This window comes from Stenotrophomonas sp. STEN038 (assembly GCF_056759895.1).
In genome coordinates, this window is record NZ_JBRRDW010000016.1 from 56,640 (window position 1) to 73,892 (window position 17,253).

General features: G+C 64.4%; 13 protein-coding genes. 7 read left to right on the forward strand and 6 right to left on the reverse strand.

Annotation, left to right across the window (positions count from 1 at the left end):
- The first annotated feature begins 45 nt into the window (after positions 1 to 45).
- Positions 46 to 1,365, forward strand: a complete 1,320-nt coding sequence (locus ACVOLS_RS08810) for a M1 family metallopeptidase (RefSeq protein WP_481545323.1) — start codon at positions 46 to 48, stop codon at positions 1,363 to 1,365.
- 187 nt (positions 1,366 to 1,552) lie between these two features.
- Here the strand turns inward: ACVOLS_RS08810 and ACVOLS_RS08815 are convergent, their stop codons facing one another.
- The 3 genes from ACVOLS_RS08815 to cysG all read right to left on the reverse strand — a co-directional run bounded on the left by ACVOLS_RS08815 (position 1,553) and on the right by cysG (position 4,745).
- Positions 1,553 to 2,143 (reverse strand): O-acetyl-ADP-ribose deacetylase, encoded by a 591-nt coding sequence (locus tag ACVOLS_RS08815; RefSeq protein ID WP_481545324.1) that lies wholly within the window; start codon positions 2,141 to 2,143, stop codon positions 1,553 to 1,555.
- 170 nt (positions 2,144 to 2,313) lie between these two features.
- Positions 2,314 to 3,273 (reverse strand): cysteine synthase A, encoded by a 960-nt coding sequence (gene cysK, locus ACVOLS_RS08820; RefSeq protein WP_481545325.1) that lies wholly within the window; start codon positions 3,271 to 3,273, stop codon positions 2,314 to 2,316.
- A 20-nt stretch (positions 3,274 to 3,293) separates the two neighbouring features.
- Positions 3,294 to 4,745: a siroheme synthase CysG gene (gene cysG / locus ACVOLS_RS08825; RefSeq protein WP_481545326.1), complete on the reverse strand. Its 1,452-nt coding sequence runs from the start codon at positions 4,743 to 4,745 to the stop codon at positions 3,294 to 3,296.
- A 179-nt stretch (positions 4,746 to 4,924) separates the two neighbouring features.
- On the opposite strand from cysG, the gene ACVOLS_RS08830 reads away from it, so the two are divergent.
- The 4 genes from ACVOLS_RS08830 (at position 4,925) to ACVOLS_RS08845 (ending at position 9,476) form a co-directional block, all read left to right on the forward strand.
- On the forward strand, positions 4,925 to 5,908 hold the full coding sequence (locus ACVOLS_RS08830) for a LysR family transcriptional regulator (protein ID WP_481536446.1): 984 nt from the start codon (positions 4,925 to 4,927) through the stop codon (positions 5,906 to 5,908).
- Positions 5,909 to 5,922: 14 nt separating this feature from the next.
- Positions 5,923 to 6,630, forward strand: a complete 708-nt coding sequence (locus ACVOLS_RS08835) for a serine aminopeptidase domain-containing protein (protein ID WP_481545327.1) — start codon at positions 5,923 to 5,925, stop codon at positions 6,628 to 6,630.
- Positions 6,631 to 6,894: 264 nt separating this feature from the next.
- On the forward strand, positions 6,895 to 7,347 hold the full coding sequence (locus tag ACVOLS_RS08840) for a hypothetical protein (protein WP_481545328.1): 453 nt from the start codon (positions 6,895 to 6,897) through the stop codon (positions 7,345 to 7,347).
- Between the two features lie 68 nt (positions 7,348 to 7,415).
- Positions 7,416 to 9,476: a TonB-dependent copper receptor gene (locus ACVOLS_RS08845; RefSeq protein WP_481545329.1), complete on the forward strand. Its 2,061-nt coding sequence runs from the start codon at positions 7,416 to 7,418 to the stop codon at positions 9,474 to 9,476.
- A gap of 360 nt (positions 9,477 to 9,836) precedes the next feature.
- Here the strand turns inward: ACVOLS_RS08845 and ACVOLS_RS08850 are convergent, their stop codons facing one another.
- The 3 genes from ACVOLS_RS08850 to ACVOLS_RS08860 form a co-directional block, all read right to left on the reverse strand.
- Positions 9,837 to 10,568 (reverse strand): phosphoadenylyl-sulfate reductase, encoded by a 732-nt coding sequence (locus tag ACVOLS_RS08850; protein ID WP_481545330.1) that lies wholly within the window; start codon positions 10,566 to 10,568, stop codon positions 9,837 to 9,839.
- Positions 10,565 to 12,271 carry an assimilatory sulfite reductase (NADPH) hemoprotein subunit gene (gene cysI / locus ACVOLS_RS08855; protein ID WP_481545331.1) on the reverse strand — a complete coding sequence of 569 codons (1,707 nt, stop codon included), beginning with the start codon at positions 12,269 to 12,271 and terminating at the stop codon, positions 10,565 to 10,567. The genes ACVOLS_RS08850 and cysI overlap by 4 nt, the downstream gene beginning before the upstream one ends.
- Before the next feature lie 89 nt (positions 12,272 to 12,360).
- Positions 12,361 to 14,196, reverse strand: coding sequence for an assimilatory sulfite reductase (NADPH) flavoprotein subunit (locus ACVOLS_RS08860; protein ID WP_481545332.1), 1,836 nt, complete (start codon positions 14,194 to 14,196; stop codon positions 12,361 to 12,363).
- A 200-nt stretch (positions 14,197 to 14,396) separates the two neighbouring features.
- Between ACVOLS_RS08860 and cysD the strand changes: the two genes are divergently transcribed.
- Together cysD and cysN are read left to right on the forward strand one after the other, a co-directional pair.
- A complete protein-coding gene (cysD, locus tag ACVOLS_RS08865) occupies positions 14,397 to 15,308 on the forward strand; it encodes a sulfate adenylyltransferase subunit CysD (protein WP_481545333.1) in 912 nt (303 codons plus the stop codon).
- Complete coding sequence (gene cysN / locus ACVOLS_RS08870; RefSeq protein WP_481545334.1) at positions 15,308 to 17,185, forward strand: sulfate adenylyltransferase subunit CysN; 1,878 nt, start codon at positions 15,308 to 15,310, stop codon at positions 17,183 to 17,185. The genes cysD and cysN overlap by 1 nt, the downstream gene beginning before the upstream one ends.
- Positions 17,186 to 17,253 lie beyond the last annotated feature (68 nt).

The window sequence follows — 17,253 nt, forward strand, 5'->3', positions numbered from 1 at the left end:
CAAGCTCGACGCCCTACAATCGGATTTTCCATCAGGGAGGATCCGATGCCTCGCAGAATCACGCTTGGGCTGTTTGCATCGACCATGGCTGTGTCGGCCTTCGCTGCGGAACCACGCAGCTTTGATATCCAGCACTACGCGACCACCTTGGATCTGGATATCGCAGCAGGCCAGCTGCAGGGCGAAACCCTGGTGCGGTTCAATGCAATCGCTCCGCTGCAGGAACTGGTTCTGGACAGTGGTGCGCTGGTCGTCGACTCGGCCACGCACAATGGCAATCCGGTGGACTTCCAACTGGAAGATGGAAAACTGACCGTCAGTCTTGCACGAGCGTTGAATGCCGGCGAACAAGCCAGCGTGCGCTTGCATTACCACGGCAAACCGCGCTTCGGTCTGGAGTTCGCTGCCGAGCGAAACGAGGTCTACACCGTCTTCTCCACCGACCAATGGATGCCGTCGATCAACGCGCCGGACGAGCGTGCCACTTTGCTGCTGGCATTGCGCCTGCCCAAGGATCTGACGACAGCCGCGGTAGGCGAGGCCTTGCCGTCGCGGCAATTGCCGGATGGCCGCATCGAGCACCGCTGGCAGCTGCGCACGCCGATGCCGGGCTACGTCTACGGCTTTGCTGCTGCGCCTTACCGGCATGTGCAGCAGGCGCATGCCGGCAACACCTTGCATTACTACGCGCTGGATCGTTCAGAGGGCGAACTGCGGCAACTGTTCGCCGACACCGGCGCCATGTTGGACTTCTTTGCCGAACGCGCAGGTCTGGCCTACCAGGGCGACTATCGGCAGGCCTTGGTCAAGCGCACCATCGGCCAGGAAATGGCAGGGCTGTCGCTGATGTCGGAGGCCTACGGACAGGAGGTGCTTGCCGATGCCACCCAGACCAGCCTGATCGCACACGAGGCTGCACATCAGTGGTGGGGTAACCGCGTTACCTGTGCAGGCTGGGAGCACTTCTGGCTCAACGAAGGTTTCGCCAACTTCATGACCGCTGCATGGTTGCAGCAGTCGCAGGGCGAAGCGGCGTATCAGGCGATGGTGCAGGGTTGGGAGCAGCGGCTGCTGGCGTTGCGCGCGAAGGGCGCTGATCGGCCATTGGTATACCCTGATTGGAACAAACCCAGCGCCGATGATCGTGCGGTGGTCTACAAGAAAGGCGCTTACGTGCTGCACCGCTTGCGGTTGGAATTAGGCGAGGAGCTGTTCTGGCTTGGGCTGCGCGAGTACACGCAGGCCAATGATGGGCGCTCGGTGGTGACGGCGGATTTCCAGAAGGCGATGGAGCATGCTGCCGGGCGCTCACTGCAGGGGTTTTTTGATGCCTGGGTTTATGGGGTAGGTGGTGAGCTGGGGTGATGGGGTTGCTGCCAAGAGCTACCCCTCCCCAACCCTCCCCTTGCCTGTGGCAAAGGGAGGGAGCTGGTCATGCAGGTCGGGCCGATCGCGGGTAGCCGCTCTTGCCCCCTCCCTTTCGCGTAGCGAAGGGGAGGGCTGGGGAGGGGTAGGCTTTGATTTTGCTTGGCCGTTGGATAGCCAAAACTCCTCAATGCGCAGGCGCAAACCCACCCGCAAACGACGCCAGTACAGACCCCGCCTGCTCCTGCGCCGGCCCAGCGCTGGCCAGGGCCTGCTGATAGATCTTGAACGCCGCCGCGTTGTAAGCCACCAACACGATCCGCGAAGGCCGCGCATGGCCCTTCTGCCAGGTCATGGTCTCGGTTGCGGCTATGACCGCCGCCTGGTGCAGCGGGTAGCCGTACACGCCGCAGCTGATTGCCGGGAAGGCGATCGACTCCAGACCCATCTGCTCGGCCAGCCGCAGTGACTGCCAGTAGCAATTGGCCAATAACGCCGCTTCATCATGGCGACCATCGCGCCACACCGGGCCGACGGTATGGAACACGTGCTTGGCCGGCAGGTTGTGGCCGCCGGTGGCGCGTACTTCGCCGGTAGGACAACGCACTCCGGTGCGCAGCTCGGGCAACTGCTCGCATTCGCGCAGCAGGCCGGGGCCTGCGGCCCGATGGATTGCACCGTCCACGCCGCCGCCGCCAAGCAGGGTTTCATTGGCCGCGTTGACGATGACGTCAACGGCCAGTTCGGTGATGTCGCCCTGCCAAACTTCAATGTTCATGGCCGTGATCTTCCATTGCGATGTATGAGAAAGATGTGACGGCTACCGCCTGGCCGGACACAACTGCAGTCTGCGCCCATGGCGTCTCATCCGGCGCGATTCACGGGCACGGAAAAGCACGAAGGCCGCATGGGCGGCCTTCGCGTTGCTGACGGGTTAAGTAACGGCTATTACGGAAGGCCGGCCAGCCAGTCGTCGTCGGAGCCGTCGTTGATGTCGGCAAACAGCGGCGTGGAGAAATAGCGCTCGCCGGTGTCGGGCAGCATCGCCAGGATCACCGAGCCGGCCTCGGCAGAGGCGGCGACATCGAGCGCGCTGGCAACCGTGGCGCCGGAGGAAATGCCGACGAAGATGCCTTCCTCGGCGGCCAGGCGGCGCGAGGTTTCAATCGCGCGCTCGTCCTGGATCGACAGCAACTGGTCGTAGACGTTGCGGTTGAGCACCTCCGGGACGAAGTCCGGGGTCCAGCCCTGGATCTTGTGCGGGGTGAAATCCTTGCCGGCCAGCAGCGCGGCGCCGGCCGGCTCGGTGGCGATGATGCGGGTTTCCGGGCGGGCCAGCTTCAGCACTTCGCCGACGCCGGTCAGGGTGCCGCCGGTGCCCCAGCCGCTGACGAAATAGTCCAGGCGCTTGCCGGCGAAGTCGCGCAGGATCTCGGCGGCGGTGGTCTGGCGGTGATAGGCCGGATTGGCTGGATTGGCGAACTGACTGGCCAGGAACCAGCCGTGCTGCTGCGCCAGTTCCTTGGCCTTGCGCACCATGCCGCTGCCGCGCTCGGCGGCCGGGGTCAGGATGACCTTGGCGCCATAGGCGCGCATCAGCTTGCGGCGCTCGATGGAGAAGGTTTCCACCATCGTGGCGACGAACTTGTAGCCGCGCGCGGCGGCCACCATGGCCAGGGCGACGCCGGTGTTGCCGGAGGTGGCTTCGACGATGGTGTCGCCGGGCTTGAGCAGGCCCTTCTTCTCGGCGTCGAGGATGATGGCCAGGGCCAGGCGGTCCTTGACCGAACCGGCCGGGTTGAACGATTCGACTTTGACGTAGATATCGACGCCGGCCGGGGCCAGGCGGTTGAGCTTGACCACCGGGGTATTGCCGATGGTGTCCAGGATGCTGTTGTACAGGGCCATTGAAATCTCCGGGGAGGTGGTCAGGCGGCGTCGGCCAGTGTGGGCGGTGCTGTCTTTGCGGAAAGTGAGGAAACAGTGGGCGCTGCGTGCAGCGGGGCGTCGCCGAACCAATGCAGTTCATCGGCCAGCGCCGCCACGTCGCCGAGGATCAGCAGTGCCGGTGACTTCACCTGGTGCTGGGCGGCGGCCTCGGGTAGCTGGCGCAGTTGCCCGCTGACTACCCGTTGGTCGGCGCGCGAGCCATTTTCGATCAGAGCAAATGGCGTGCTGGCGGCCAAACCGGCGCCGAGCAGGTGGCTGCGGATCTGCGCCAACGCGGCCACGCCCATATAGAACACCAGCGTCTGCCGCGGCGCTGCCAGCGCCGGCCAATCCAGCGTATCCAGCGAGTCCTTGCAGTGTGCGGTCACCAGCCGCAGCTGCTGGGCGTGATCGCGGTGTGTCAGCGGAATGCCGGCATAGGCGGCGCAGGCCAGCGCCGCGGTGATGCCGGGCACCACTTCGAAGGCGATGCCATGGCTGCGCAGGAACTGCAGTTCTTCGCCGCCACGACCGAACACGAAGGCATCGCCGCCTTTGAGCCGTACAACGCGCTTGCCGGCGCGGGCATGTTCAAGCATCAGCGCATGGATATGCTCCTGCGCGGTGCTGCGGCCCTGTGCGGATTTGCCAACCTCGATGAAGTCGGCATCGCGCCGCGCAAGCTGCAATACCTCGGCGCTGACCAGACGGTCATGCAGGATCACATCGGCCTGATTCAGTGCGCGCAGCGCGTTGAGGGTGAGCAGGCCGGGATCACCGGAGCCTGCGCCAACCAGTACCACCGAGCCAGGATGAACTGGCGCTTCGGCCGCGAGGTCCATCAACAGCTGGGTTTCGGCAGCAATCGACTGGCGTGCGCGCAGCAGGCCGAGCAGCGGGCCTTCAATCAGCCGGTCGAAGAAGCGACGGCGCGCGGCCAACTCGGGGAAACGCTCGCGTATCAACCCGCGCTTGCGGCTGACCAGCTGCGCCAACTGGCCCCAGGCCTGATCAAACAGTTCCTCGATCTGGCGGCGCACATGCCGCGCGACCATCGGCGCGCCACCGCCGCTGGAAATGGCGATCTGCAGCGGCCCGCGCTCGACCACCGCAGGCACGTGGAAACCAGACAGCGCAGCATCGTCCACCACATTGACGAACAGCCGCCGCGCCTCGGCAGCCTCGGCGACGGCGCGATTGATGGCATTGTCGTCGGTGGCGGCAATCACCAGCCAGACTGATTGATCCAGCCAGGCCGGATCAAACTGACCATTCAACCATTGGATGCGGCCGGCATCGGCCAATTGCTGCAGCGCCGGGCTCAAGGCCGGTGTGCCGACCCGGGGCAGGGCGCCAGCACGCAGCAACGCCTCGGTTTTTCGCTCGGCCACCGCGCCCCCGCCAACGACCAGCACGGCCCGACCCTTGAGGTCGGCAAACAGGGGAAACAAGGGGCTGTCCAAGGCGATGGCGGAGGTAGTCGGAGTAAGGACCGTGACCGTAGCGCCGGCCCCGCAGCGCCGGAAATGAAAACCGCCCCACGTCAGATAACTTTAGGTTATAAGTATCGAGACCGTTTTGGCCTACATTCTTCACAGTTCCTTACTGAAGATCTCTCTCCAACACTGCGATGACACTTACCCAACTGCGTTACCTGGTTGCTATTGCCGATGCCGAGCTGAACATCACGCTCGCCGCGACACGGGTGCATGCCACCCAGCCGGGGTTGTCGAAACAGCTCAAACAGCTTGAAGACGAGTTGGGTTTCCTGTTGTTTGTCAGAAAAGGAAGAAGTCTAGAGTCGGTAACGCCGGCCGGCGAGGAAGTGATCAACCGCGCGCGCAGCGTATTGTCCGAAGCCAACAACATCCGCACCTACGCAGCCAACCAGCGCCGCGAAAGCCACGGCCAGCTGATCCTGACCACGACCCACACGCAGGCACGCTTCGTGTTGCCGCCTGCGGTTGCGCGCATCAAGTTGGCCTATCCGCAGGTAAGCGTGCATCTACAGCAGGCCGCTGAAAGCGATGCACTGGATCTGCTGAGCCAAGGCGATGCGGATATCGCCATCATCAGTACTGCAGGTGGCGAACCGAGCACCGGTATTGCCGTGCCGCTGTATCGCTGGCGCAGGTTGGTGCTGGTGCCCAAGGGCCACCCGCTGGATCGTGCCGGGGTAACCCCGGACATGGCCGCATTGGCCAGCCATCCGTTGATCAGCTATGAATCTTCCACCCGCACCAGTTCCTCGCTGCGTCGTGCATTTGCCGCGCTGGATCTGGAGCCTGACCTGACCTTGACCGCGTTGGACGCGGATCTGATCAAGACCTATGTGCGCACCGGACTGGGCGTTGGCCTGCTCGCGGAAATGGCGGTAAGCGCCAACGACACCGACCTGCGCGCCTGGCCTGCACCGGCATCGATTCCCGAGTGCATCGCGTGGGCTGTATTGCCGCGCGACCGCGTATTGCGCGATTACGCCTTGGAGTTGGTGCACGTGCTTGCACCGCAGATCGACAAGCGCGACCTGCGCCGGGTATTGGACGGCAACCAGCAGGCCGATTGGCCGGTGCCGCCGACCTGGGAATCGTTGACGCAGACGATTACGGTCTGAATGAGACGGGCGGGGTGACCGCACTGGTAATCCTGCCCGGCCTCGATGGCACGTCGGCACTGCATGCGCAGTTTGTCGCCTGCGTGGGTGATGTGTTTGGGCCGGTGACGGTGCTGCGATATCCGCCAGACAAGGCGTTGGACTACGCGGCGTTGGAGGTGCTGGTCAAGGCTGCGTTGCCAAGCGATGTTCCCTTCGTGCTGTTGGGCGAATCCTTTTCCGGTCCTATAGCGCTGTCCATCGCAGCTGATCCACCGGTTAATCTGGTTGGCTTGGTATTGTCCACAACCTTCGCACGCACGCCGCTGCCGTTCTTCTCGCCGTTGGCACCGCTGACGCGTTTTGCGCCTGTCCGCGCGTTGCCGCTGGCCTTGCTGTCCTGGTGGTTGCTGGGTCGCTGGGCAACCCCGGCATTGAACCTTGCGCTCGAACGGGCCTTGCTTGAAGTGCATCCAAACGTGTTGCGGCAACGTGCGGCGCTTGCAATGCAGGCGGATGTGTCGGCTTTGCTGACACGCGTCACCTTGCCGGTGTTGTATCTGCGAGCGGAGAGTGATCGCCTGATCATGCCAGGTGCCGGTGAGCTTATTCTGTCGGCGATCAAGCAAGCGACTGTCAGGAGCATCGCAGGCCCTCATCTCCTCCTGCAGGCATGTCCTTCACCGGCGGCGCGGGCTGTGCGCGATTTCGTTGAAGGCCTGCAGTCGGCCAGGCTTCGCTGACGCTTCATCCGTCGATTTTTTCGAATCCTGTAGGAGCGGCGTAAGCCGCGAAGCTGACGATGCATCCGAATGCAGCAATGCCTGCGATTCCATTGAAGTCAGCTTCGTGGCTTACGCCGCTCCTACAGCAGCTGTTGTGCTGATCCGTTGCTTGGAAGGCCTCTGCCGAGCATGGCTCGGCACTACAGGGCGGCGGTCATGCGGCAAACGGTCGCACCCTGTGCGGCGACCCCATTACTGCCATGCCGATAAAATGGGCGGGTCATGCGCTCGCTTCGCTTCCAATCCTTTGTGCTCCTGCTGGCTTTTGCCGCTGCCTTGTTGATGGCAGTGGCGCCGGTGGTCAGCCGCTGGCTGCAATCGCAGCAGCTGCCGATGAGTGCAATGGATCATGCCGCGCATGAGGCCGCGATGCAGATGCCTGTAGATCCGCATGCAGGCCATCACGACATGCAGCACATGTCGCATGCAGCTCCTGCGCTTGCAGCGACAGAAGTGAAGCCGGCCCCGACGCCAGCCGACCACCACGCTGCCCATGGCGAGGCCTGCGATTACTGCACGATGGCCTCGCGCCTGCTGCCATGGCTGGCGGTGATCCTGGTACTGGCACCGCTGCTGTATCGGCTTGCGCCACAATCTCCCCGAAAGACGCTTGTTCCTGCCAGCCTGCGCTGGCCGGCGCATCCGCCGCGCGGGCCGCCGGTGCTCTCCAGATAACGCCACCTTTTCTGTTTGCCGCGCGCTGCCATCTGGCAACGCGTGGTTGTGTCGTATTGGAGAACCAAATGAAATTCCTTTCCCGCACGCTGGGTGCTCCCGCGTGCCTGTCCGTCTGTGTCTGCATGGCGCTGTTCCCCCATCTCGCGGTTGCCGCCGAGCGTGATCTGACCCGAACCTTGGATACCTTGGTGGTCATCGCCGCGGCGCCGTCCTCGCCGCTGCAATGGGTTACCGATCCACGTCTGCCGCGGCAGCCTGTGCCTGCCAGCGACGGCGCCGATTACCTCAAGACCGTGCCGGGCTTTTCGGCGATCCGTAATGGCGGGACCAACGGCGACCCCGTGTTGCGCGGCATGTCCGGTTCGCGACTGAACATCCTCAGTAATGACGGAACAATGATCGGTGCCTGTCCGTCACGGATGGACAACCCCTTGTCCTACATCGCGCCTGAAACCTATGACCGGCTGACCGTCATCAAGGGCCCGCAGAGCGTGCGCTGGGGCGCAGGTGCCTCCGCTGGCACGGTGCGCTTCGAGCGCGAGACGCCGCGCTTCGACAGCCCGGGCATGGAGCTGAAAGCCAGCGCTTTGGCCGGTTCCAACAACCGCAACGACCAGATGCTGGATGCGAGCGTTGGCAGCACGCCGGGCTATGTGCGGGTCAACGGCAACCGTTCCGAGTCCGACGACTACCGCGATGGCAACGGCGATGTGGTGCCCTCGCGTTGGCGCAAGTGGAACGCCGATGCTGCCATCGGTTGGACACCGGATGCTGACACCGTGGTGGAGCTCACCGCTGGTACGGGTGATGCGATTGCCCGTTACGCCGGGCGTGGCATGGATGGCGCAGCCTTCAAACGTGACAGTTATGGCCTGCGTTTCGAGCGCGACAACCTGCCGGGCGCGTGGGACAAGCTGCAGGCCAATCTGTATTACAACAATGCAGATCACCTGATGGATAACTACACGCTGCGCACACCCAACCCGGCCAGCAGCATGCCGATGCCGATGGCTTCGAATGTGGAGCGGCGCACCAGCGGCGGCCGTGTCAGCAGCGAATGGCGCTGGCAGGAGGTGGCTGTCGTCGCCGGCATCGATGCGCAGGACAGCCGCCATCGCAGCCGCAATGGCATGGGACGCAATACCTGGCAGCAGTCGGCCTGGAAACGTGATGCCGACTTCAGCAGCCAGGGTGTGTTCACCGAGCTGACCTTGGGCGAAGGCACGCCACAGCGCTGGATCAGCGGCCTGCGTCTGGACAAGGCGACGGTCAAGGATCGGCGGGCGACGACCGGCATGATGAGCATGCCAAATCCAACTGCGGGGCAACAGCGTAAGGAGCATCTCGGCAGCGGCTTCGCGCGCTATGAGCGGGATCATGGTCAGGCCTGGACCTGGTACGCAGGTATCGGCCACAGTGAGCGCATGCCTGATTACTGGGAGTTGTTCTCGGCCAATGCCGGGCCGGCCGGCAGCAAGAATGCGTTCTCGGGCGTGAAGCCGGAACAGACCACACAGTTGGACCTAGGGCTGCAGTTCCGTAGCGAAAAGCTCGATGCCTGGGTGTCGGCGTATGCCGGTCGCCTGCAGGACTACATCCTGTTCCAGTACCGCAGCGGCGGCATGATGGGTAGCAGCACCCAGGCCAACAATGTGGATGCACGTATCGCCGGCGCGGAAGCGGGCTTGGAGTGGCGGCCGACGCAGGCATGGAAGCTGGGCAGTACGCTGGCCTATGCCTGGGGTGAGAACCGCAGCGAGAACCGACCGTTGCCACAGATTCCTCCGTTGGAAGGGCGCTTCTCTGCATCGTACGAACAGGCGCGGTGGTCGGTGGGGGCATTGTTGCGTGCGGTCAGCCGGCAGAACCGAGTGGCCCAGGATGAGGGCAACGTTGTCGCGCGGGACCTGGGCCCGAGTGCGGGCTTTGCGACCTTGTCACTCAATGGCGCCTATCGGATCAATGACGGGCTGCGTGCCAGTGTGGGCGTGGACAACCTGTTCGACCGCGCCTATGCCGAGCATCTGAATCTGGCCGGCAGTGCGGATTTCGGCTTTCCGGCAGATCCGGTGCGGATCAATGAGCCGGGGCGTTCGTTCTGGTTGAAGCTGGATTATCGGTACTGAGTTTCGGCATTCACCGCTGGCGGTGAAATGCAGGATTGGTAGAGCGCAGCCATGCTGCGCTGGGGCTTTACCGGTGACGCCTCTGCCGAGCATGGCTCGGCACTACGGGATTTGCCCCTCTCCCGCTTGCGGGAGAGGGGTTGGGGTGAGGGCAGCTTTTGCAGTGCGCAGCGGTGCTGCGCTGGGGCTTTACCGGTGAGGCCTCTGCCGAGCATGGCTCGGCACTACGGGATTTGCCCCTCTCCCGCTTGCGGGAGAGGGGTTGGGGTGAGGGCGGCTTTTGCCGTGCGCAGCAGTGCTGCGCTCGGGCGTTATCGGTGAATCCTCTGCCGAGCGTGGCTCGGCACTACATTGCTTCGGTTAGATCTCTTCGTGCAGGCCGCACTCGCGCTTCAGGCCGAAGAAGCGGGTGTCTTCTTCGCGCATGCCGGCTTCCCAGCGGCGGGTGGTGTGGTAGTCGCCGATGGAGACGTAGCCCTGTTCCCACAGCGGGTGGTAGGGCAGCTTGTGCTCCTGTAGGTACTTCCACACGTCGCGATCGCTCCAATCGGCGATCGGGTTGACCTTGAAGCGCTCGCCACGGCGCTGCAGAACCGGCGTATTGGCGCGACTTGCCGACTGGCTGCGGCGCAGACCGGTGAACCACGTGCCTACCTGCAACTCGTCCAGGGCGCGCTTCATCGGCTCGACCTTGCGCAGGTTGTTGTACTGCTCGATGCCGACCACGCCCTGTTCCCACAAGCGGCCATGGCGCGCCTCCATCCATGCGCGGCTGACCTGCGGGCGGTAGACCTTGAGGTTGAGCTTGAGCCGGTCGGTAAGCTCGTCGGCGAAGCGGTAGGTCTCCGGGAACAGATAGCCGGTGTCGATCAGGATCACCGGAATGTCCGGGCGCTGGCTGCTGAGCAGATGCAGGGTCACCGCCGATTGCGCGCCGAAACTCGACGACAGCACATGCGTGCCGGGCGCGTTCTGCAGTGCCCATTCCACGCGCTGCTGCGCATCCAGCGAATCGAGCAGGGTATTGAGCGGGCCCAGGTCGTCAGGCAGGGTTACCGACGGGTTGTGAGAGGTCTTGGGCAGGGCGCTCATGCTTGCAGTTCCACGGATATCTGGCGGTGGGTGGGGTAGGGAGGAAGGGCGACGATGCCGGCCCGGTGCAGGAAGTCACCGAAGCCTTCGCTGCCATCGCGCTCACCGGAATAGCGGGCGAACAGTGGCGCCAATGCGTCGAGGATTTCCGGCTCGGTGATGTTCTCGCGGTACAGCGTGTTGAGACGTTGGCCGCGATGATCGGCACCGAGCATCAGGTTGTAGCGGCCCGGCGCCTTGCCGACCAAGGCGATCTCACCCAGGTAGGGGCGCGAGCAGCCATTCGGGCAGCCGGAAATGCGCAGCAGGATCGGTGCGTCGGTCAGCTGATGCTGTTCCAGCAGCGGCTGCAGCTTGGCGCTGAAGTCCGGCAGGTAGCGCTCGGCTTCGGCCATGGCCAGGCCGCAGGTGGGCAGGGCGACGCAGGCCATGGCGGCGCGTGCCAGTGCGGTTGGGGCGCGATTGCCGATGTCCAACCCCGCGCTTTGCACGATCGCGTCGATCTGCGCGCGCTGTGCGGCGGGCACGCCGGCGATGACGAGGTTCTGGTTGCCGGTCATGCGGAACTCGCCGTCGAGGATGCGGGCGATTTCGCGCAGGGCGGTCAGGTGCGGGGCGCCAGCCACATCGGCGATGCGTCCGGCCTGTAGCGACAGGGTCAGGTGCCAGCGGCCGTCGTCGCCTTCGACCCAGCCGTAGCGGTCGCCGCTGTGGTCGAATGGGGCAGCACGCGAGGGCGCGAAGCGGATGCCCGCGCGTCGCTCGATCTCGGCCACGACCGTGTCCAGGCCGTGGTCGTCGATGGTGTACTTGAAGCGGGCACGCTTGCGCAGTTCGCGGTTGCCCAGGTCGCGCTGGGTGGTGACGGTTGCAGTGGCGACATCGAGCAGTGCGTCGCGCGGGATGAAGCCGACGCTGTTGGCGATGCGCGGATAGGTTTCGGCATCGCCGTGGGTGGCGCCCATGCCGCCACCGATGGTCACGTCGTAGCCGAGCAGTTCGCCGTCGGCATCAAGCACGCCGATGAAGCCCAGGTCGTTGGCATAGACGTCAACGTCGTTGAGCGGCGGCAGCGCGAAGCCAATCTTGAACTTGCGCGGCAGGTAGCGTGCGCCATAGATCGGCTCTTCCTCGGCACCACTGCCGGCCACGCGTTCTTCGTCCAGCCAGATTTCGTAATAGGCGCGGGTGTTGGGCAGCAGGTGCTCGGAGGTGCGTGCGGCATCCGCATACAGCGTGGCGTGCGCGCTGGACAGCAGCGGGTTGGCGGCAACCAATACGTTGCGGTTGACGTCACCGCAGGCGGCCAGGGTGTCGATCAGCGCTGCGTTGATCGCCTGCATGGTCGCCTTCAGCTCGCGCTTGATCACGCCATGAAACTGGAACGCCTGGCGTGTGGTGATGCGCAGCGAATGGTTGCCGTAGCGGGTGGCGATGCTGTCCAGCTTCAGCCACTGCTCGGGGCTGATCACGCCGCCGGGGGTGCGGGTGCGGATCATGAACTGGTATGCCGGCTCCAGCTTCTGCCGGCGGCGCTCATCGCGCACGTCGCGGTCGTCCTGCTGGTAGCTGCCGTGGTACTTGATCAGGGTCTGGTCGTCTTCGCGCAATGCGCCAGTGACAGGATCGGCCAGGCTTTCCAGCAGGGAGCCGCGCAAGCGGTTGCTGTCGGCCTTGATGTTCTCAACGGAGTGGGTGCTCATTTTTTCGCTATCTGGAATCAGAGATTGTAGGAGCGGCGTAAACCGCGAAGCCGGTGCTGCATCAGGCAGCAGCATCAGGCCAACAACACTCAATACACATCCCGTCCATAGCGCCCCTCCGTGTGCAGTCGAGTCAGATAGTCGCGGGCGTCGTCTTCATCCAGCCCGCCGTGTTCGCGCAGTACATCCAGCAGCGCGGCATGCACGTCCTTGCCCATGGCGATGGCGCCACACACGTACAGGTGCGCGCCGTTCTGCAGCCAGTCGTACAAATCCTTGCCGCGGGTACGCAGGCGCTGCTGAACGTAGATCTTGTCGGCCTGATCGCGCGAGAACGCCAGATCCAGACGATCCAGTTCCTTGCGCCGCAGTGCATCCTGCCATTCGCTCTGGTACAGGAAGTCGGTATTGAAATGACGCGCGCCGAAGAACAACCAGTTGCGACCGGTGGCACCGATCTCCGCGCGCTCCTGCACGAAGCCACGGAACGGCGCGACGCCGGTGCCCGGGCCAATCATGATGATGTCGCGGCTGCTGTCTGCCGGTACCCGGAAGCGTTCATTGGCTTCGATGTAGACCGGCAGCTGCGCGCCTTCTTCCAGTGCGGTCAGAAAGCTGCTGGCGGCGCCTACGTGCTCGCTGCCATGGGCGTGGTAGCGCAGTTCGTCGACGGTCAGATGTACTTCTTCGCCAACCCGCTTGCGGCTGGAGGCGATGGAATACAGGCGCTGGGCGGCGGGGCGCAGGGTGCCGAGCAGGGCGTCGGCATTCCACTCGGCTGGCCAGCGACGCAGCACGTCGACCAGTTGATGGTCTTCGAACACCGCGGCCAGCTCGCTCTTCTGTGCCGGATCAAGCAGACGGGCAAGCTCCGGATGCGCGCTGCGCTCGGCTACCGAGGCCAGCAGCGGGCGCGAAATACGGGTCAGCTCGCGATGCTCGCCCAGCCATTGCGCCAGCGGCCGGCTGTGGCCGTCGTGTTCGATCTGCAGCGCGCCATCAAGGCCGGTGACGTCCAGCACAGCCTTGACCAACTCGGCCGGGTTGCGGTGGACGACGCCCAGCGCGTCGCCGGGTTCGTAGTGCAGGCCGCTGCCTTCCAGCGAAAGCTCAAGGTGATGCACCGACTTGGCCGCATTGCCGTATTTGGCATAGGCCGGGCCCTTGAAGTCACGGCCGCTGATGACCTGGCGCGACAGCAGTTCGGCACTGAACGGGTGCAGGGCGGTCCAGGCGCCGGCATGGCGCAGCGGGGTGACATTGCTGGGCGCGGCAACTACGGCCTCGCCGACCACCTCGCGCGCATTGGCCAGCGCCAGCGCCTGCCAAGGCGCGGCGACTACGTCGATATCCAGGTCCGCCTCGCCGACCGGCTGCAGGCGGGTGGCGCCCAGTTCGGCCAGGCGGGCGTCGAGCTTGCGGGCGATGCCGCAGAACTCCACATAGCTGGAGTCGCCCAGGCCCAGCACGGCGTACTTCAGTTCCGGCAGCTTGGGGGCACGCTTGCCGGCGATGAACTCGACCAGACCGATGGCGTCATCCGGTGGGTCGCCTTCGCCCTGGGTGCTGATGACGATGTAGAGCAGGCGCTCATTGGCCAGCTCGCGTGTGGCATAGGCATCGGCGCGGACCACCCGCACCGGCAGGCCTGCTGCTGCGGCCTCGGCGGCAAGCTGCTCGGCGGCGCGGCGGGCGTTGCCGGTCTGGCTGCCATAGACCACGGTCAGGCGGGTTTGCGCTGGCTGTGCGGCTTGGCCGCCGGAGATGACGGTAAGGGCAGTGGGAGAGGTACCCTGCGCCAACCCGGCGGCAAACCCGGACAGCCACCACAAGCTGTTCCCATCCAGACCGGCTACCAGTTGCGACAGCAGGACCCTGCGATCTTCGGGCAAGGGGCTGGGTGGCACGGTGGCGGCGGCGGTCATTTCCATTCCGGTCTAGGTAGGGATGACCGATGCTAGGTACAGCGCGCTATCAGGGGAAAGGAGCAGCGGTTATCGCTTCATGCCCTGCGTTTATTTCAATCGGCGCAATGCCCCCTCCACACTCGGCGGACAGTCCGGAGTCCCGCCCGGCTTCGCTGCTACTCTTGCCTTCGGGCCCCGCCTCCTTATTCCGGCACGCAATGACCGTCACTGCACCCCTGTCCCACCTCGACCGCCTGGAAGCGGAAAGCATCCATATCCTGCGTGAAGTCGCCGCCGCCTTTGACAACCCGGTGCTGATGTACTCGGTGGGCAAGGACAGCTCGGTCTTGCTGCATCTGCTGCTGAAGGCGTTCGCGCCGGGCGTGCCACCGATTCCGCTGCTGCATGTGGATACCCGTTGGAAGTTCCGCGAGATGATCGCCTTCCGCGACCGGCGGGTGGCCGAGACCGGCACCGAGCTGCGCGTGCATATCAACCCGGATGGCGTCGCCCGCGACATCGGCCCGGTCAGCCACGGCCCCAGCGTGCATACCGATGTGATGAAAACCCAGGGCCTGAAGCAGGCCCTGGATAAATGGAAGTTCGATGCCGCCATCGGTGGCGCGCGCCGCGACGAGGAGAAGTCACGGGCCAAGGAACGGGTGTTCTCGTTCCGCAATGACCGCCATCGCTGGGACCCGAAGAACCAGCGCCCCGAACTGTGGAACCTGTACAACGCCCGCATCCACCAGGGTGAGAGCGTGCGCGTGTTCCCGCTGTCCAACTGGACCGAGCTGGACATCTGGCTCTATATCTACCGCGAGAACATCCCGGTGGTGCCGCTATACCTCGCTGCGGAACGACCCGTCGTCGAACGCGACGGCAGCCTGATCATGGTCGATGACGAGCGCCTGCCGCTGCATCCTGGCGAAGTGCCGCAGCTGCGCAAGGTGCGTTTCCGCACGCTGGGCTGCTATCCGCTGACCGGCGCAATCGAGTCCGAAGCCGACACCCTGGAAAAGATCATCGCCGAAATGCTGGTCTCCACCAGTTCCGAGCGGCAAGGCCGCTTGATCGACCACGACCAGTCCGCATCGATGGAGAAGAAGAAGTTGGAAGGGTATTTCTGATGAGCGCCGTGACCACTTCTTCCGACATCGCCGCCTACCTCAAAACCCACGAAACCAAGCCGCTACTGCGCTTCATCACCTGCGGCAGCGTCGACGATGGCAAGAGCACCTTGATCGGCCGCCTGCTGTACGAGAGTAAGCGGCTGTTCGATGACCAGCTGTCCGCGCTGGAAGCAGACAGTCGCCGTCACGGCACACAGGGCGAGCGCATTGATTACGCATTGCTGCTCGATGGCCTGGCCGCCGAGCGCGAGCAGGGCATCACCATCGACGTGGCCTACCGCTACTTCGATACCGATCGCCGCAAGTACATCGTTGCCGATTGCCCCGGGCATGAGCAGTACACCCGCAACATGGCCACCGGCGCCTCGACTGCCGATGTGGCAGTGGTGCTGGTGGATGCGCGCAAGGGCCTGCTTACGCAGACGCATAGACACAGCTACATCATCTCGCTGCTGGGCATCGGCCAGGTGGTGTTGGCAGTGAACAAGATGGATCTGGTCGATTACGACCAGTCTGTGTTCGAGCGCATCGTCGCCGACTATCAGGCGCTTGCGGCGCAGTTGGGCATTGCCAACGTGCAGGCCATTCCGTTGTCGGCGCTGGAAGGACAGAACCTGTCCACGCGTTCGTCGGCGATGCCCTGGTATGGCGGTCCCAGCCTGATCGAGCATCTGGATACGGTCGAACTGAGCGCGCATGACGCAGCCAGCGGGCTGCGCCTGCCGGTGCAATGGGTCAATCGACCGAACCAGGATTTCCGTGGCTTTGCCGGCACCATTGCTGCCGGTCAGGTGCGCGTAGGTGATGAGGTGGTGGTGCTGCCATCGGCGCGCCGCTCCACGGTCAAGCAGGTGCTGGGGCCGGACGGACCGCTGGCGGTCGCCGCGACCGGCCAGGCGGTGACGCTGACCCTGGACGATGAAGTCGATGTCAGTCGCGGAGATGTGATCGCCGCAGCGGGTGATCCGCCGGAAGTTGCCGACCAGTTCGCCGCCCATGTGCTGTGGATGGATGATGCTGCCTTGTTGCCGGGCCGGCCGTACTGGCTGCAGATCGGCAGCCGCACCGTTGCGGCCAACATCAGTGAGATCAAACACCGCGTTGACGTGAATACGCAGGAGCGGCTGGCGGCCAAGCGTCTGGAGCTGAATGAGGTTGGCTACTGCAATCTGTCGCTGGACGAGCCGGTGGCCTTCGCCCCGTATGCGCAGAACCGGGCATTGGGTGGCTTCATCCTGATCGACCGCCAGACCAATGCCACCGTCGCCGCCGGCACCCTGGATTTCGCCTTGCGTCGCGCTGGCAACGTGCATTGGCAGCATCTGGATGTGGACAAGGCCGCGCGGGCGCGGATCAAGGGCCAGCAGCCAAAGGTGCTGTGGTTCACCGGTTTGTCGGGTGCGGGCAAGTCCACCGTCGCCAACCAGGTGGAGAAGCGTCTGCATGCGCAGGGGGTACATACCTTCCTGCTGGATGGTGACAACGTCCGTCATGGCTTGAATCGGGACCTGGGCTTCACCGACGAGGATCGCGTGGAGAACATCCGCCGCGTCGCCGAGGTCGCGCGGCTGATGACCGATGCGGGATTGGTGGTGCTGGTCAGCTTCATTTCGCCCTTCCGTGCTGAACGGCAGATGGCACGCGAACGGTTCGAGGATGGCGAGTTCATCGAGGTATTCGTCGATGTACCGCTGGCAGTGGCCGAAGCGCGCGATGTGAAGGGCCTGTACCGCAAGGCCCGCGCCGGAAAGATCCCCAACTTCACCGGCATCGACTCGCCGTATGAAGCCCCAGAGAACCCCGAGCTGCACCTGCGGGCCGACACGGACAGCGTGCCGGCGATGGTGGAGCAGGTGCTGCAGGCGCTGCGCTGAGTCGCCAGCGCGTTCGCGGTTGCGGGTTGCCGTTTGTGGGAGCGGCATAAGCCGCGAAGCCACCGCCC

Coding starts and splice junctions, on each gene's coding strand:
- cysK (WP_481545325.1), bottom strand. CDS start 3,273: ATGGCCCTGTACAACAGCATCCTGGACACCATCGGCAATACCCCGGTG.
- cysI (WP_481545331.1), bottom strand. CDS start 12,271: ATGAGCACCCACTCCGTTGAGAACATCAAGGCCGACAGCAACCGCTTG.
- ACVOLS_RS08830 (WP_481536446.1), top strand. CDS start 4,925: ATGACACTTACCCAACTGCGTTACCTGGTTGCTATTGCCGATGCCGAG.
- ACVOLS_RS08810 (WP_481545323.1), top strand. CDS start 46: ATGCCTCGCAGAATCACGCTTGGGCTGTTTGCATCGACCATGGCTGTG.
- ACVOLS_RS08815 (WP_481545324.1), bottom strand. CDS start 2,143: ATGAACATTGAAGTTTGGCAGGGCGACATCACCGAACTGGCCGTTGAC.
- ACVOLS_RS08860 (WP_481545332.1), bottom strand. CDS start 14,196: ATGACCGCCGCCGCCACCGTGCCACCCAGCCCCTTGCCCGAAGATCGC.
- ACVOLS_RS08840 (WP_481545328.1), top strand. CDS start 6,895: ATGCGCTCGCTTCGCTTCCAATCCTTTGTGCTCCTGCTGGCTTTTGCC.
- cysD (WP_481545333.1), top strand. CDS start 14,397: ATGACCGTCACTGCACCCCTGTCCCACCTCGACCGCCTGGAAGCGGAA.
- ACVOLS_RS08850 (WP_481545330.1), bottom strand. CDS start 10,568: ATGAGCGCCCTGCCCAAGACCTCTCACAACCCGTCGGTAACCCTGCCT.
- cysN (WP_481545334.1), top strand. CDS start 15,308: ATGAGCGCCGTGACCACTTCTTCCGACATCGCCGCCTACCTCAAAACC.
- ACVOLS_RS08845 (WP_481545329.1), top strand. CDS start 7,416: ATGAAATTCCTTTCCCGCACGCTGGGTGCTCCCGCGTGCCTGTCCGTC.